This is a genomic window from Pseudomonas sp. 67(2021) (assembly GCF_017491835.1).
Classification (GTDB): domain Bacteria; phylum Pseudomonadota; class Gammaproteobacteria; order Pseudomonadales; family Pseudomonadaceae; genus Aquipseudomonas; species Aquipseudomonas atacamensis.
Map to the genome: position 1 here is coordinate 680726 of NZ_JAFGYL010000001.1, position 16037 is coordinate 696762.

Here is a 16037-nt window from a genome sequence, read left to right on the forward strand (position 1 = left end):
CACCTGTTTCTTGGGCTGCGATTTAAAGAGCGGGAGTATACCCGATTCGTTGCTGCGCACGCCCCCTGGAGCCTTATGCCACGCTGCTTTTGGTGTACCGAAGATCCGCTGTACATGGCTTATCACGACCAGGAGTGGGGCACGCCGCTGCGCGATGCGCAGGGTTTGTTCGAGTTGCTTTTGCTCGAAGGGTTCCAGGCCGGGCTGTCGTGGATCACTGTGTTGCGCAAACGCGAGCGTTACCGTCAGGTGCTGTTCGGCTTCGATGTGCAGCGCGTGGCGCAGATGAGTGACGCCGAAATCGACGAGCTCATGCTCGACCCGGGCATCATCCGCAATCGCCTGAAACTCAACGCCGCCCGGCGCAATGCCCAGGCGTGGCTGGCGCTGGAGGATCCGGTGGCATTGCTCTGGTCGTTCGTGGGCGACCAACCGATCATCAATCATTTCAAGGATCGCAGCGAAGTCCCGGCGATCACCCCGGAAGCGCTGGCAATGAGCAAGGCGCTGAAAAAAGCCGGGTTCACCTTCGTCGGTCCGACCATTTGCTACGCGCTGATGCAGGCCTCGGGCATGGTCATGGACCACACCCAGGATTGCGACCGCTACGCGCAGCTCGCCAACGCCGGTTAGAATGCCCGCCTCGCGCACAGCACAAAGATCAGGAGTGACCTGTGGAAAAGTTTAAAGGCGCCTTGCTGGTAGGCGCTCTGCGGCTGTTTGCCCTGCTGCCATGGCGAGCCGTGCAGGCCGTGGGGTCGGCGATCGGCTGGATCATGTGGAAAACCCCCAACCGTTCCCGCGACGTGGTGCGGATCAACCTCGCCAAGTGTTTTCCCCAGATGGATGCGGCCGAACGTGAGCGTCTGGTCGGGCAGAGTCTGAAGGACATCGGCAAGTCGCTGACCGAAAGCGCCTGCGCGTGGATCTGGCCGGCGCAGCGCTCGATCGATCTGGTCCGTGAAGTCGAAGGCCTTGATGTGTTGAAAGACGCGCTGGCCTCGGGCAAAGGCGTGGTCGGCATCACCAGCCACCTCGGCAACTGGGAAGTGCTCAACCACTTCTATTGCAGCCAGTGCAAACCGATCATTTTCTACCGTCCGCCGAAGCTCAAGGCAGTGGATGAATTGCTGCGCAAACAGCGCGTGCAGCTGGGCAACAAGGTCGCAGCGTCGACAAAGGAAGGCATTCTCAGCGTCATCAAGGAAGTGCGCAAGGGCGGTGCCGTGGGCATTCCCGCCGACCCGGAACCGGCCGAATCCGCCGGGATTTTCGTGCCGTTCTTCGCCACACAGGCGCTGACCAGCAAATTTGTGCCGAACATGTTGGCCGGCGGCAAAGCGGTCGGTGTGTTCCTGCATGCGCTGCGCCTGCCTGACGGCTCGGGCTACAAAGTCATTCTCGAAGCCGCGCCCGAAGCGATGTACAGCACCGATACCGCAGAGTCCTGCGCGGCGATGAGCAAGGTAGTGGAACGTTATGTTGCGGCGTATCCGAGCCAGTACATGTGGAGCATGAAGCGCTTCAAGAAGCGTCCGCCGGGCGAGGCGCGCTGGTACTGAGCAACTTCGATGGGGTGACGGTTGATGCAGACCGGCTCGCCTTGCTCAATCGGTAGCTCAAGGCGCCTGCCGCTCGAGCTTCTTCAGGAACACCGTCATCTCCTTCTCGGCCTGTTTGTCACCATGGGCGCGGGCCGCTTCCAGGCCCTGTTCCCAGGCCTGGCGCGCAGCGGCGTGATCGCCCAGCGCCAGCTGCGCCTTGCCCAGCAACTTCCACGCCGCTGAGTATTTCGGATCGAAAGCGACACAACGCTGAAAATGCTCGGCAGCCTTGGAGTTTTCACCCAAGTCCAGATAACCCTTGCCCAGACCGAAGCGCAGCAGAGCGTTATCCACACCCTTGGCGAGCATTTTTTCCAGGGATTCGAGCATTTTTTGCAACCTCGTTTGAGTGATCGTTCCCACGCTCCGCGTGGGAATGCCTCAATGGACGCTCTGCGTCCGCTTATGGGGCGCAGAGCGTCCCGGGCTGCATTCCCACGCGGAGCGTGGGAACGATCAACCTCAGAAAAAGCTCAACCCCACATGAAACAGCTTCTCCACATCGCGAATATGCTTTTTATCCACAAGGAACAGAATCACGTGGTCGCCCGCTTCGATCACCGTGTCGTCGTGGGCGATGATCACTTTCTCATTGCGGATCACCGCGCCGATGGTGGTGCCGGGCGGCAGGCCGATCTTCTCGATCGGCTTGCCGATGACCTTGCTCGATTTCGCATCACCGTGGGCAATCGCCTCGATCGCTTCCGCCGCGCCGCGGCGCAGTGAGTGGACGCTGACGATATCGCCTCGGCGCACATGGGCGAGCAAGGTGCCGATGGTCGCCAGTTGCGGGCTGATGGCGATATCGATGTCGCCGCCCTGGATCAGGTCGACGTAGGCCGGGTTGTTGATGATCGTCATGACCTTCTTCGCCCCCAGCCGTTTGGCCAGCAGCGACGACATGATGTTGGCTTCGTCATCGTTGGTCAGGGCGAGGAAGATATCGGCGTCGGCGATGTTCTCTTCCAGCAGCAGATCGCGGTCCGAGGCACTGCCCTGCAACACCACGGTGCTGTCGAGGGTATCGGAGAGGTAGCGGCAACGCGCCGGGCTCATCTCGATGATCTTCACCTGATAGCGGCTTTCGATGGCCTCGGCCAGGCGCTCGCCGATCTGCCCGCCACCGGCGATGACGATGCGTTTGTAGGTTTCGTCGAGGCGGCGCATTTCGCTCATCACCGCGCGAATGTCTTCGCGGGCGGCGATGAAGAACACTTCGTCATCGGCTTCGATCACCGTGTCGCCCTGAGGCAGGATCGGCCGGTCACGGCGGAAGATCGCCGCGACGCGGGTTTCGACGTTCGGCATGTGCTCGCGCAACTGGCGCAGTTGCTGACCGACCAGCGGCCCGCCGTAATAAGCGCGCACCGCCACCAGTTGCGCCGCGCCTTCGGCGAAGTCGATCACCTGCAAGGCGCCGGGATGCTGGATCAGGCGTTTGATGTAATTGGTCACGACCTGCTCGGGACTGATCAGCACGTCGACCGGAATCGCTTCGTTCTGGAACAGTTGTTCCTCGCGATTGAGGTACGACGCTTCGCGCACCCGGGCGATTTTGGTCGGCGTGTGGAACAGCGTGTGCGCGACTTGGCAGGCGACCATGTTGGTCTCGTCGCTGTTGGTCACCGCGACCAGCATGTCGGCGTCGTCGGCACCGGCCTGACGCAGCACCGACGGCAGTGAGCCCCGGCCCTGCACGGTGCGGATGTCGAGGCGGTCGCCGAGGTCGCGCAGGCGCTCGCCATCGGTGTCGACCACAGTGATGTCGTTGGCCTCGCTGGCCAGATGTTCGGCCAGCGAACCGCCGACCTGTCCCGCACCGAGGATGATGATTTTCATCCAGTCACTCCATGAATCCGTTTAGCCGCGCGCGGCGGCGATCTTGATCAGCTTGGCGTAGTAGAAGCCGTCATGCCCGCCCTGCTGGGCCAGCAACTGGCGACCATGGGGCTGCTTGATGCCGGCCGCGGTGGCCAGATCCAGTTCCCGCGCGCCGGGGGTGCGCTCGAGGAACGCGGCGATGACTTCGGTGTTCTCGGTCGGCAGCGTCGAGCACGTGGCGTAGAGCAGGATGCCGCCGACTTCGAGGGTTTTCCACATGGCGTCGAGCAGTTCGCCTTGCAGTTGCGCGAGCGCGACGATGTCGTCGGGCTGGCGGGTCAGTTTGATGTCCGGATGGCGGCGGATCACCCCGGTGGCCGAGCATGGCGCATCGAGGAGGATGCGCTGGAACGGTTTGCCGTCCCACCATTTGTCGATATCGCGACCGTCGGCGGCGATCAGTTCAGCGTCGAGGCCGAGGCGCTCGAGGTTTTCCTTCACCCGCACCAGACGCTTGGCTTCCAGATCCACCGCCACCACCCCGGCCAGCGCCGGTTCGGCTTCGAGGATGTGGCAGGTCTTGCCGCCAGGGGCGCAGCAGGCGTCAAGCACCCGCTGGCCCGGCGCCAGATCAAGCAGGTCGGCAGCCAGTTGCGCGGCTTCGTCCTGCACGCTGATCCAGCCTTCGGCGAAACGCGGCAGGCTGCGCACGTCGGCAGCGGCTTCGAGGACGATGCCGTCGCGGCTGTAAACGCACGGTTTCGCGGCGATCCCGGCTTCGCCCAGCAACGCAAGATAAGCATCGCGGCTGTGATGACGGCGGTTGACCCGCAGGATCATTGGCGGATGCGCGTTATTCGCTGCGCAGATCGCTTCCCACTGCTCGGGCCAGAAGGCCTTCAGGGATTTTTGCAGCCAGCGCGGGTGGGCCGTGCGCACTACCGGATCGCGTTCCAGTTCGGCGAAGATCGTCTCGCTTTCGCGCTGGGCATTGCGCAGCACCGCGTTGAGCAGACCTTTGGCCCAAGGCTTTTTCAGCTTGTCGGCACAACCGACGGTTTCGCCGATGGCGGCGTGGGCCGGCACGCGGGTGTAGAGCAGTTGATACAGACCGACCAGCAGCAACGCCTCGACATCAGCGTCGGCGGCTTTGAACGGCTTCTGCAGGAGTTTTTCCGCCAGTGCCGACAGGCGTGGCTGCCAGCGTGCGGTGCCGAAGGCCAGGTCCTGAGTGAAACCGCGATCGCGATCCTCGACCTTGTCCAGTTGCGTCGGCAGGGAGCTGTTCAGCGAGGCTTTGCCGCTGAGTACGGCAGCGAGTGCCTTGGCGGCGGCCAGACGCGGATTCATTGTGAGTCCACCGCTGCGCCGAGCACGCTGCCGACGGCGAACTTCTCGCGGCGGCTGTTGAACAGGTCGCTGAAGTTCAGCGCCTTGCCGCCGGGCAATTGCAGGCGGGTCAGGCACAGCGCTTGTGCACCGCAGGCGACGATCAGGCCGTCCTTGCTGGCGCTGAGGATTTCACCCGGAGCGCCAGTGCCTTCGGCCACGGTGGCGGCCAGCACTTTCAACGCTTCGCCATTGAGTGTGCTGTGGGTGATCGGCCATGGATTGAAGGCGCGGACCAGACGTTCCAGCTCCACCGCCGGACGGCTCCAGTCGATGCGTGCTTCGTCTTTGTTGAGTTTGTGTGCGTAGGTGGCGAGTTCGTCATTCTGCACCTCACCTTGCAGGGTGCCGGCAGCCAGACCGGCAATCGCCTGCACCACTGCGGGCGGCCCCATCTCGGCGAGGCGATCATGCAGGGTGCCGCCGGTATCTTCAGCGCTGATCGCAGTGACAACCTTGAGCAACATCGGTCCGGTGTCGAGACCGGCTTCCATGCGCATCACGGTCACACCGCTTTCGGCATCGCCGTGTTCGACCGCGCGCTGAATCGGCGCCGCACCGCGCCAGCGCGGGAGCAACGACGCATGGCTGTTGATGCAACCCAGACGCGGAATATCCAACACCGCTTGCGGCAGGATCAAACCGTAAGCGACCACCACCATCAGATCCGGCTTCAGCGCGGCCAGCTCTGCCTGGGCGTCGGCATTGCGCAAGGTCGGCGGCTGCAACACCTGGATATTATTTTCCAGGGCGAGTTGTTTGACCGGGCTCGGCATCAGTTTTTGCCCACGGCCGGCCGGCCGATCCGGCTGGGTGTAGACCGCGACGATCTCGTATGGGCTGCTCAGCAGGGCCTTGAGGTGTTCGGCGGCGAATTCCGGGGTACCGGCAAAAACAATGCGCAGTGGCTCAGTCATGAAAGGCGTCTCATAAAAAGAAAAAGGCTTGCCGCAGCAAGCCTTTGAAGAGGGGCATCAAGCGTTCTGGCGGTGCAGCTTTTCCAGCTTCTTCTTGATCCGGTCGCGTTTGAGTGTGGACAGGTAATCGACGAACAATTTGCCGTTGAGGTGGTCGCATTCGTGCTGGATGCACACCGCGAGCAGGCCTTCGGCGATCAGCTCATAGGGCTTGCCGTCGCGGTCCAGCGCCTTGATTTTGACCTTTTGCGGGCGGTCGACGTTTTCGTAGAAGCCCGGTACCGAGAGGCAGCCTTCCTGGTACTGGTCCATCTCGTCGGTCAGCGATTCGAACTCGGGGTTGATGAACACCCGTGGCTCGGTGCGGTCTTCGGATAGGTCCATCACGACGATACGTTTGTGCACGTTGACCTGGGTCGCGGCGAGGCCGATGCCCGGCGCTTCATACATTGTTTCAAACATGTCGTCGACCAACTGACGCACTTCGTCGTCCACTACAGCCACTGGTTTGGCGATAGTGCGCAGACGCGGGTCCGGAAATTCGAGGATGTTTAAAATGGCCATAGGCTTCGATTGCTGCACACGTTGAGTAAAGTCGGGTCGATGGCCTGGCGGGTCCGAAGATGCAGGCTACCGTTGTGAAGCGTAGCTTCTGAAATACAGAAGCGAGCCACGGGGCTCTGACGATTCACGCGAACGCACATGATAAAGGGATTCACTGCATGAGGAAAACACTACTCGCCCTGCTGCTTCTGGCTTCGGCCGGCGCCGCGCAAGGGCAAGTGCAACTCAGGGATGGTTTTCCACAGCAATACACGGTGGTTTCCGGAGACACGCTCTGGGACATTTCCGGCAAATACCTGCGCGAGCCCTGGCAGTGGCCACAACTGTGGCGGGCCAATCCGCAGATCGAAAACCCCAACCTGATCTATCCCGGCGACACGCTGACCCTCAGCTACGTCAACGGCCAGCCGCAACTGACCGTCCATCGGGGCGAGTCGCGCGGCACCATCAAGCTCTCGCCACGGATTCGCACCAGCCCGGTGGCCGAGGCAATTCCGAGCATTCCGCTGAAATCGATCAACAGCTTTCTGCTGAGCAACCGTATCGTCGACAAGGCCGAAGACTTCGACAAGGCGCCGTACATCGTCGCCGGCGATGCCGAACGGGTGCTCAGCGGTACAGGCGATCGCATCTTCGCGCGCGGCCATTTCGATCCGGAGCAGCCGGTGTACGGCATCTTCCGCCAGGGCAAGGTCTACACCGATCCGCAGACCAAGGAATTCCTCGGCATCAACGCCGACGATATCGGCGGCGGCGAGATTGTTGCCACCGAAGGCGACGTCGCCACCCTCGCCTTGCAACGCACCACCCAGGAAGTGCGCCTCGGTGACCGCTTGTTCGGCGGTGAAGAACGTTCGATCAATTCGACTTTCATGCCGAGCGCGCCGAAAAGCGACATCAACGGCGTGATCATCGATGTGCCACGCGGCGTCACGCAGATCGGCGTGATGGACGTGGTCACCCTGAACAAAGGCAAACGCGACGGTCTGGCCGAAGGCAATGTTCTGGCGGTGATGAAAACCGGCGAAACGGTGCGTGACCGGATCACTGGCCAGCCGCTGAAAATTCCCGATGAACGCGCCGGCCTGCTAATGGTGTTCCGCACCTACGACAAACTCAGTTACGGCCTGGTGCTCAACGCTTCACGCTCGCTGGCGGTGCTCGACAAGGTGCGAAATCCGTAAGCTTGCTTAACAAGTTACCAACAGAGTTATCCACAACTTGTTCCGAATGGTTCGGAGCATAGAACGATCAAGGATGATCCATTCATGTTGTCTGTCAGTACGGCCATTTCCCCGGCGGAACTGGAAGCGCGTCTGCGCCTGCACCGCATGCCGGATATCGGCCCCAAGCGTTTTGCCAAACTGCTCGAAGCCTTCGGCTCGGCGTCGAAAGCCTTCAGCGCGCCGGCCAGTGCCTGGCGCTCACTGGGGTTGCCGGCGGCCTGCGCCGAAGCACGGCGTTGTCCAACGGTGCGCGACGGCGCCAGCCACGCAATGCGCTGGCTAGAGCACCCCGGCCAACATTTACTGATGTGGGACCAAGCGGATTTTCCAGCGTTGCTGGCGCAAATCGCCGATCCACCGCCGCTGTTATTCGTCGCGGGCGATCCGTCGATTCTGGAAAAACCGCAACTGGCGATGGTCGGCAGCCGCCGCGCTTCGCGCCCGGGCATGGATACGGCGGCGGCGTTTTCCCGCAGTCTGGCCGGGGCCGGTTTTGTCATCAACAGTGGTCTGGCGCTGGGCATCGATGCCGCTGCCCATCAGGCTGCTCTGGACGTTGGCGGGTTGACCGTGGGGGTGCTTGGCACGGGCCTGGAGAATTTTTATCCACAGCGCAATAAACGCTTGGCTGAGGCAATGATCGCCTCGGGTTGCGCGGTGCTTTCCGAGTTCCCGCTGGACGCCGGGCCGAGCCCGAGCAACTTCCCCCGGCGCAACCGCATCATCAGCGGGTTGTCCCTTGGCGTGCTGGTGGTCGAGGCCAGTGTTGCCAGCGGCTCGCTGATCACCGCGCGGCTGGCAGCCGAACAAGGCCGCGAGGTTTATGCGATTCCGGGCTCGATCCATCACCCCGGCGCGCGCGGTTGTCACCAGTTGATTCGCGACGGGGCGGTCTTGGTGGAGACTATCGAACATATCCTCGAAGCCCTGCGCGGCTGGCAGCAGCCACTGTTATCCACGGCGGCGGCGAAGGCCGAACACCCGTTGCTGGCGCTGCTGCACGCGGCGCCGCACACCAGCGAGGCCTTGGCCGCGAGTTGTGGCTGGGCGTTGCCGAAAGTGCTGGCAACGTTGACCGAGCTGGAAATCGAAGGCCGTGCGGTATGCGAAAACGGTCGCTGGCTGGCGCGGTCGAGCTAGGTTTTACGATGAAGATCGGTAAACTGCGCGAAACCTGTTTGTGGGAGAGTTTTTTCATGGTCAACAGTTGGCGTGTGCAACAAGCCGCGCGTGAAGTTCGCGCCGGCGCGGTGATTGCCTATCCAACCGAAGCCGTCTGGGGGCTGGGTTGCGACCCGTGGAATGAAGACGCGGTGGACCGCTTGCTGGCGATCAAGAATCGCTCGGTGAGCAAAGGGCTGATCCTGGTCGCCGACAATATCCGCCAGTTCGATTTCCTGTTCGAGGACTTCCCGCAGGACTGGATCGACCGCATGGCCAGCACCTGGCCGGGTCCGAACACCTGGCTGGTGCCGCACCAGAACCTGTTGCCGGAATGGGTCACAGGCGTGCATGACACCGTGGCGCTGCGGGTCAGCGATCACCCCCAGGTGCGCGACCTGTGCTCGCTGGTCGGGCCATTGATTTCCACATCGGCCAACCCACAGGGGCGACCGCCGGCGCGCACGCGTTTGCGCATCGAGCAGTATTTCCGTGGTCAGGTCGATCTGGTGCTGGGCGGCAGCCTTGGCGGGCGCAAGAATCCCAGCGTGATCCGCGACCTGGCCACCGGTAACGTCGTTCGTCCTGACTGACGCCATTCTTTTTATTTTTGCGGACTCCTCGGCGCCATCGACGAGGAGTTCTGCGCATGCCCGCAGTTTATTCCCGCATTTATTAAAACTTGGCCGTTGCCATTGTTCTTTCATGCGTCAGACGAATCTTTCAGTCTGAAATATCTGTAAGTTTTCCCACGTGATTATCAGAACGCGTGCAGTGGCGAGATTTCCAAAAGCATCCATTCTTTCAATGTGCTTGAAGCAACTTCGAAATATTAATGGCTGCGGAGAAGTAATGGATATTACCGATTTACACCTCAAGGATTATCTGCAGGGCTTTCAGGAGACACTCAAGAATCAACAGGCCGACTATCGTGTGGCCATTGTTGAGGCAGGATCGGATGCCGGGGAATTTGAACGCTTCATCAATCGACAGTTTCGCCTGCGATTGCAGCATTACATGCTCACCTCCAGAGCCCGGGCGCTGGAAACTCGACTGGCGATCACCTCACGCAGCACGCACTTTCTGTTGTATCAGCGTGATCAGCTTATTGCGGTGCTGCGGGCAACCCCGGCGCCCTTCGAATGGGCTTCACTGGCGCAGCATCATGTGTCTCCCACTGTGGCATTGGCGCGGCATGTCGAATTCAGTCGCTTGATTACCCATTCCCAGCAGCACCGGCCGGTATCGATCAATGGCCTGCTCGCCACCGCTGCGGAATGGGCGATCGATCGCGGATATCAGGGGGTGACGGCCTTGTGCAGATCGCCACAGCGACAACTGTTTCAGCGCTTCGGCCTGACACCGATCGCTTCGCACGCCATGCATATCGAGCAGCGCGCCCGGGGCGATTATTGGCTGTTGTCTGCCGAGTGGCGACAAATCCTGATGGCCCTGGATCAGCCTGTGAACATGAACGTGCATCAGCCGGAGTATCGTGATGTCTATCACCGTCAGTATTGATCCGCCAATAATCGAAGAGTGGGCGGAGAAATGGCTTGTATACGAGCCGAAGAAGTTGCGCAGGAAGTTCGCCGGTCGTAGGCCAGCGGCGAAGAAACTTCACCGGAAGATGTACTTGATATAGCTGAAAGATACTCGGCGAACTCATGGAAGAGTTCACCGAGTATCAACTTGAAGCGTTATGGCAGCAGAATCGTGGAACCGGTCGTGCGCCGTGCCGACAGTTCAGTTTGTGCTTTCGCCGCATCCGCCAGTGCATGGCGCTGGCTGATGTCGACCTTCAGTTTGCCACTGATGATCATCTCGAACAGCTCGTCGGCCATGCGTTGCAGGTTCTCGGCGTTGTTAGCGTAGGTCGCCAGCGTAGGCCGGGTGACGTACAACGAGCCCTTCGCGGCAAGAATGCCCAGATTGACGCCATCGACCGCGCCGGAAGCATTGCCGAAGCTCACGACCAGGCCCCGAGGTGCGACGCTGTCCAGAGACGTGAGCCAAGTGTCCTTGCCGACGCCGTCATACACTACCGGGACTTTCTTGCCGTCAGTCAGTGCCAGCACGCGCTCGGCAACGTTTTCATGGCTGTAGTCGATGGTGGCCCAAGCGCCGTTGGCTTTGGCCAGCTCGGCTTTCTCCTTCGAGCTGACGGTGCCGATCAGCTTCACGCCCAGCGCTTTGGCCCATTGGCAGGCCAGCGAGCCGACGCCACCGGCTGCGGCGTGGAACAGAATGGTTTCGCCGCCCTGCAGTGGGTAGGTCTGGCGCAGCAGGTATTGCACGGTCAGGCCCTTGAGCATGACGCCGGCGGCAGTTTCGAAACTGATTTCATCGGGCAGGTGCACCAGATTGTCCTGCGGCAGAACATGCAGCTGGCTATAGGCGCCGAGCGGGCCGCTGCCGTATGCCACGCGATCGCCGACCTTGAACCGGGTGACGTCGCCGCCCACCGCTTCGACCGTGCCGGCGCCTTCCGAACCCAGCCCGGACGGCAACGCGGGCGGCGCATAGAGGCCGCTGCGGTAATAGGTGTCGATGAAGTTCAGGCCGATCGCCTGATTGGCCACGCGCACCTGATTCGGCCCGGGCGCAGCGGGTTCGTAGTCTACATATTCGAGCACTTCGGGACCGCCGTGGGCGCGGAACTGGATACGCTTTGCCATCTGCCTGCTCTCCTTGGGTCGTTGCTAAGCCCTCTATCCAACTCCCCTGCTTGATCTTCGTCAACTGCGGCGCGCCGGTCTGCGATGGTATGCTACGCGCCCATTTGCGCCGCCCGCCTGCCGGGGCGCCGCCCGATTCAAGGTGAAGCCATGACGACCCGCACCGACGCCGTAAAGGCCTATCTGCTCGATCTGCAAGACCGCATCTGCGCTGCACTGGAAACCGAAGACGGCGGCAAATGCTTCGTCGAAGACGCCTGGACCCGGCCGGCGGGCGGTGGCGGGCGCACCCGCGTGCTGGAAAACGGCACGCTGATTGAAAAGGGCGGGGTCAACTTTTCCCACGTGTTCGGCAGCGGTCTGCCGCCGTCGGCCAGTGCCCATCGGCCGGAACTGGCCGGGCGTGGTTTCGAGGCGCTCGGCGTGTCGCTGGTGATCCACCCGCACAACCCGCATGTGCCGACCTCCCACGCCAATGTGCGTTTTTTCATTGCTGAAAAAGAAGGCGAAGAACCGGTCTGGTGGTTCGGCGGCGGTTTCGACCTGACCCCGTACTACGGCGTTGAAGAAGACTGCATTCATTGGCACCGCGTCGCCGAGCAAGCCTGTGCGCCGTTTGGTGCGGACGTCTATCCGCGTTACAAAGCCTGGTGCGACACCTATTTCCATATCAAGCATCGTCATGAGCCACGTGGCATTGGCGGTCTGTTCTTCGACGATCTGAACGAGTGGGATTTCGACACCAGTTTCGCCTTCATGCGCGCCATCGGCGACGCCTACATCGAGGCCTACCTGCCGATCGTGCAGCGGCGCAAGAATGACGCGTTCACCGCTCAGCAGCGCGAATTCCAGGAATTCCGTCGTGGCCGCTACGTCGAATTCAACCTGGTTTACGACCGTGGCACGCTGTTCGGCTTGCAGTCGGGTGGCCGTACCGAATCGATCCTGATGTCGCTGCCGCCGCAAGTGCGCTGGGGGTATGACTGGAAGGCCGAGCCGGGCAGCGCAGAAGCGCGTCTGACCGAGTATTTCCTGCAGGATCGTGACTGGCTGGCCGAGGCCTGAGGACGGGTGATGGATCGTTACGTTGTTTTCGGTAACCCGATCGGCCACAGCAAGTCGCCGATGATTCACCAGTTGTTCGCCGAACAGACCGGCCAACGCCTCGACTACAGCACGCTGCTGGCGCCGCTGGATGATTTTGCCGGCTGCGCCACGGCATTCTTTCGCGAAGGCCGCGGCGCCAACGTGACAGTGCCGTTCAAGGAAGACGCTTACCGGCTGGCCAACAGCCTGACCGCCCGCGCGCAGCGCGCCGGTGCGGTGAACACCTTGAGCAAACTGGAAGATGGTTCACTGCTCGGCGACAACACCGATGGCGCCGGCCTGGTCCGCGATCTGACGGTGAATGCCGGGTTCAGCCTGACCGGCAAGCGCATCCTTTTGCTCGGCGCCGGCGGCGCGGTGCGCGGTGCGCTGGAGCCGTTGCTGGCAGAGAAACCGGCCTCGGTGATCATCGCCAATCGCTCGGTGGACAAGGCTGAGCTGCTGGCGGAATTGTTCGGCGATCTCGGGCCGGTGTCGGCCAGTGGTTTCGACTGGCTGCGCGAGCCGGTGGACGTGATCATCAACGCCACCTCCGCCAGCCTGACCGGCGACGTGCCGCCGATTGCGCCAAGCCTGATCGAGCCGGGCCAGACCCTGTGCTACGACATGATGTACGGCAGGGAACCGACCGCGTTCTGCCGCTGGGCCACTGAGCACGGCGCGGCGCTGGCGATGGATGGTCTGGGCATGCTCGCCGAGCAGGCGGCCGAGGCGTTCCTGCTGTGGCGCGGCGTACGCCCGGATACCGCGCCGGTACTCGCCGAGCTGCGCCGCCAACTGGCCCTTTAACTTTTGCTCCCACATTGAAATGCGATCAATGTGGGAGCGAGCCTGCTCGCGAATCGCATCACCACCAATGTCAGCTCAATCCTCAAACCTGATCGGGCACTTCTCCGCCCCCTCCAGCTTCCTCAGTTCCTCCAACACTGGCGGCCGCGCCCGGCGCAAGGTCAGGCTGCGACCTTGGCCCAGCAGCCGTCGCGCTTCCTGATGCAGCATCTCTACCCCTGAATAATCGATGAAGTTGATCTGCTGTGCCTCGATTACCACCCGCGCGCCATGCAGGCGTTGCAGGCGCACTTGCAGGTAATGGCTGGCGCCGAAAAAGATCGAACCGCCCACCCGCAGCACATCGTCGTCACCGTCGCGCCAATGCTGCACCCGTGGTTGCGAGGTGCGCTTGAGGTAGAAAAACAGCGACGCCAGCACCCCGGCGTAAATCGCCGTCTGCAATTCCAGCAGCAAGGTCGCGAGACAGGTCAGGGCCATCACCACGAACTCGGCACGGCTGACTCGCAGCAAAGCGCGAATGCCCCGGTGATCGACCAGACCCCAGGCAATCAACAGGATGCTGCCGGCCATGGCCGGGATCGGAATGTGCGCGATCAGCCCCGCGCCGAACACCGCAAACAGCGCCACCCAGATTGCCGAGAACACTCCGGCCAGCGGCGAGCAGGCACCCGCCTCATAACTCAGACCTGAGCGGGTAAACGATCCGGCTGACAGCGACCCGGAAAAGAACGCACCGACAATGTTCGACAGACCCTGTGCGCGGACTTCCTGATTGGCGTCGAGCAACTGTTGCGAGCGCGCCGATATCGAACGGGCGATCGACAGACTGGTGACCAGCCCGAGCATGCCCACCGCCACGGCGCTCGGCAGCAGGCGCAGGATCACCTCCAGATCCAGCGGCAAGGCGCTCAGCGGCGGCAGGCGTCCGACGAAGGCGCTGACCAGATGCACATGACCGAACATCGCCGGCCAGATCCACACCAGCAGGCTGGCCAGCACCAAGGTTATCAACAGCGTCGGCCAGCGCGGCAGAAGTTTTTTCAGGGTCACGCCGACGATTACCGTGGCGACGCCGAGCGTCAGTGAAGGCTTATCCACAGCCCCCAGATGTCGCAGCAGATCCATCAGGCTGGCGAGCGCTGTGGTGTTGGCCGGCAATTCCAGCCCGAGCAGATTGGGCAATTGCCCGATGGCGATCACCACGGCGGCACCGAGGGTGAAGCCGAGCACTACCGAATGCGAAACGAAATTCACCAGCGCGCCGAAGCGCAGCAAACCGAGCAGCCACTGGAAAATCCCGGCAAGGAACGTCAGCAGCAGGATCAGGGTGATGTAGTCCTCGGACGCAGGCACGGCGAGCGGGCTGACGCTGGCGTACAGCACAATCGAAATCGCCGCCGTCGGGCCGCAGATCAAATGCCATGACGAACCCCACAGGCAGGCGATCAATACCGGAATGATTGCGGCGTACAGCCCGTATTCCGGTGGCAGCCCGGCGATCAGTGCGTAGGCAATCGACTGGGGTAAGGCGAGAATCGCACCGCTGAGGCCGACGATCAGGTCCCGCCCGACGCTGGCGCGGGTTTGCCGTGGCAACCAGCTCAGGAAAGGAAAAAGTGAATGGCGGCTGGGGAAGGCCATGGGTCCTCGCGGTTGGGGGTTTTTCCGGCAAGCCTATCAGGACACGGCAATCATTGTGGCGAGGGGATTTATCCCCGATGGGCCGCGAAACGGCCCCAAACCCAGAGTTCTCGGTGAGTCAGGTATATCGAGTTCACGGATCTTGCGACTGCTTCGCAGCCGATCGGGGATAAATCCCCTCGCCACAGGTAAGTGGTCGACAGTCAGGTGGCATTACAGTTGGGCTTTCACCGCCACCAACGCATCCTTGCCATCCACGGTCTTCACCCCATCCAGCCACTTGTCCAGCACCGCCGGGTTGGCTTTGATCCACGCCTTCGCCGCTTCGGCATTGCTGACCTTCTTGTTCACCACCTCGGCCATGATGCTGTTCTCCATGTCCTGGGTGAACGCCAGATTGGTCAGCAACTTGCCCACATTCGGGCAGGCCTCGGCGTAGCCCTTGCGGGTCAGGGTGAAAACGTTGCCGGTGTCGCCGAAGTATTTTTCGCCGCCCTTGAGGTAACGCATTTTCAGCTGCACGTTCATCGGGTGCGGGGTCCAGCCGAGAAAGGTGACGAATTTCTGTTTCTTCACCGCCCGCGACACTTCGGCGAGCATCGCCTGTTCGCTGGACTCGATCAGCTTCCACTGCCCCATGTTGAAGTCATTCTTCTTGATAATTTCCTGCAACGAAATGTTCGCCGGCGCGCCTGATCCGATGCCGTAGATCTTCTTGTCGAACTTGTCGGCGAATTTGTTCAGGTCGGCAAAATCATGCACACCTGCCTCCCAGACATAGTCGGGGACGGCGAGGGTGAATTCGGTGCCTTCGAGGTTTTTCGCCAATTGCGTCACATCACCGGTGGCGACGAACTTGTCATAGAAGCCCTGCTGCGCCGGCATCCAGTTGCCGAGGAACACGTCCACCTGGCCATCCTTCAAGCCGCCGAAGGTGATCGGCACCGCGAGGGTGTCGACCTTGGCCTTGTAGCCCATGCCGTCGAGCAGAAATCCGGTGATGGCATTGGTCGCGGCGATGTCGCTCCAGCCCGGATCGGCCATCTTCACGGTTTCGCAACTTTGCTCGGCGAAGGCCGAGGCGCTGCTCAATGCGATCAGGCCAACGGTGACAGCTGTGGATAACTTGCGCATGGA

Annotated in this window: 16 protein-coding genes; 8 read left to right on the plus strand and 8 right to left on the minus strand. The window is 61.7% G+C overall.

Translation table 11 applies throughout. The features are described from left to right. The first annotated feature begins 75 nt into the window (after positions 1–75). Both J5M66_RS03070 and J5M66_RS03075 read left to right on the plus strand, forming a co-directional pair. On the plus strand, positions 76–633 hold the full coding sequence (locus J5M66_RS03070; protein ID WP_056791133.1) for a DNA-3-methyladenine glycosylase I: 558 nt from the start codon (positions 76–78) through the stop codon (positions 631–633). A 41-nt stretch (positions 634–674) separates the two neighbouring features. Further along, complete coding sequence (locus tag J5M66_RS03075; RefSeq protein ID WP_024014955.1) at positions 675–1562, plus strand: lysophospholipid acyltransferase; 888 nt, start codon at positions 675–677, stop codon at positions 1560–1562. 57 nt (positions 1563–1619) lie between these two features. Here J5M66_RS03075 and J5M66_RS03080 read toward each other — a convergent pair whose 3' ends face one another. From J5M66_RS03080 to def, 5 genes are all read right to left on the minus strand, one after another. Further along, positions 1620–1934 (minus strand): tetratricopeptide repeat protein, encoded by a 315-nt coding sequence (locus J5M66_RS03080; RefSeq protein WP_110599673.1) that lies wholly within the window; start codon positions 1932–1934, stop codon positions 1620–1622. 132 nt (positions 1935–2066) lie between these two features. After that, positions 2067–3443 carry a Trk system potassium transporter TrkA gene (trkA, locus tag J5M66_RS03085; protein WP_016772381.1) on the minus strand — a complete coding sequence of 459 codons (1377 nt, stop codon included), beginning with the start codon at positions 3441–3443 and terminating at the stop codon, positions 2067–2069. A gap of 21 nt (positions 3444–3464) precedes the next feature. Next, positions 3465–4775: a 16S rRNA (cytosine(967)-C(5))-methyltransferase RsmB gene (rsmB, locus tag J5M66_RS03090; protein WP_207807633.1), complete on the minus strand. Its 1311-nt coding sequence runs from the start codon at positions 4773–4775 to the stop codon at positions 3465–3467. Then, a complete protein-coding gene (gene fmt, locus J5M66_RS03095) occupies positions 4772–5731 on the minus strand; it encodes a methionyl-tRNA formyltransferase (RefSeq protein WP_206421319.1) in 960 nt (319 codons plus the stop codon). The genes rsmB and fmt overlap by 4 nt, the downstream gene beginning before the upstream one ends. A 57-nt stretch (positions 5732–5788) precedes the next feature. Further along, the gene (def, locus tag J5M66_RS03100; protein WP_095182315.1) at positions 5789–6295 is read right to left on the minus strand and encodes a peptide deformylase; all 507 of its coding nucleotides are present in this window, start codon (positions 6293–6295) and stop codon (positions 5789–5791) included. Positions 6296–6453: 158 nt separating this feature from the next. Between def and J5M66_RS03105 the strand changes: the two genes are divergently transcribed. The 4 genes from J5M66_RS03105 to J5M66_RS03120 all read left to right on the plus strand — a co-directional run bounded on the left by J5M66_RS03105 (position 6454) and on the right by J5M66_RS03120 (position 10203). Next, positions 6454–7479, plus strand: coding sequence for a LysM domain-containing protein (locus tag J5M66_RS03105; protein ID WP_076564752.1), 1026 nt, complete (start codon positions 6454–6456; stop codon positions 7477–7479). Between the two features lie 84 nt (positions 7480–7563). Further along, positions 7564–8661 (plus strand): DNA-processing protein DprA, encoded by a 1098-nt coding sequence (gene dprA / locus J5M66_RS03110; protein WP_207807634.1) that lies wholly within the window; start codon positions 7564–7566, stop codon positions 8659–8661. 56 nt (positions 8662–8717) lie between these two features. Next, positions 8718–9275 carry an L-threonylcarbamoyladenylate synthase gene (locus J5M66_RS03115; protein ID WP_039757175.1) on the plus strand — a complete coding sequence of 186 codons (558 nt, stop codon included), beginning with the start codon at positions 8718–8720 and terminating at the stop codon, positions 9273–9275. A gap of 160 nt (positions 9276–9435) precedes the next feature. After that, on the plus strand, positions 9436–10203 hold the full coding sequence (locus J5M66_RS03120) for a hypothetical protein (RefSeq protein ID WP_223630482.1): 768 nt from the start codon (positions 9436–9438) through the stop codon (positions 10201–10203). Between the two features lie 179 nt (positions 10204–10382). Here the strand turns inward: J5M66_RS03120 and J5M66_RS03125 are convergent, their stop codons facing one another. Next, entirely contained in the window at positions 10383–11360 is a 978-nt protein-coding gene (locus tag J5M66_RS03125; protein WP_206421317.1) for a quinone oxidoreductase, read from the minus strand. A 150-nt stretch (positions 11361–11510) separates the two neighbouring features. Between J5M66_RS03125 and hemF the strand changes: the two genes are divergently transcribed. Together hemF and aroE are read left to right on the plus strand one after the other, a co-directional pair. Continuing rightward, positions 11511–12425: an oxygen-dependent coproporphyrinogen oxidase gene (gene hemF, locus J5M66_RS03130; protein WP_071173933.1), complete on the plus strand. Its 915-nt coding sequence runs from the start codon at positions 11511–11513 to the stop codon at positions 12423–12425. 9 nt (positions 12426–12434) lie between these two features. Then, positions 12435–13256 (plus strand): shikimate dehydrogenase, encoded by an 822-nt coding sequence (aroE, locus tag J5M66_RS03135; protein ID WP_207807635.1) that lies wholly within the window; start codon positions 12435–12437, stop codon positions 13254–13256. A 75-nt stretch (positions 13257–13331) separates the two neighbouring features. Here the strand turns inward: aroE and J5M66_RS03140 are convergent, their stop codons facing one another. Then, a complete protein-coding gene (locus J5M66_RS03140; protein ID WP_207807636.1) occupies positions 13332–14900 on the minus strand; it encodes a SulP family inorganic anion transporter in 1569 nt (522 codons plus the stop codon). Positions 14901–15113: 213 nt separating this feature from the next. Beyond that, complete coding sequence (choX, locus tag J5M66_RS03145) at positions 15114–16034, minus strand: choline ABC transporter substrate-binding protein (protein ID WP_207807637.1); 921 nt, start codon at positions 16032–16034, stop codon at positions 15114–15116. Between the last annotated feature and the right edge of the window lie 3 nt (positions 16035–16037).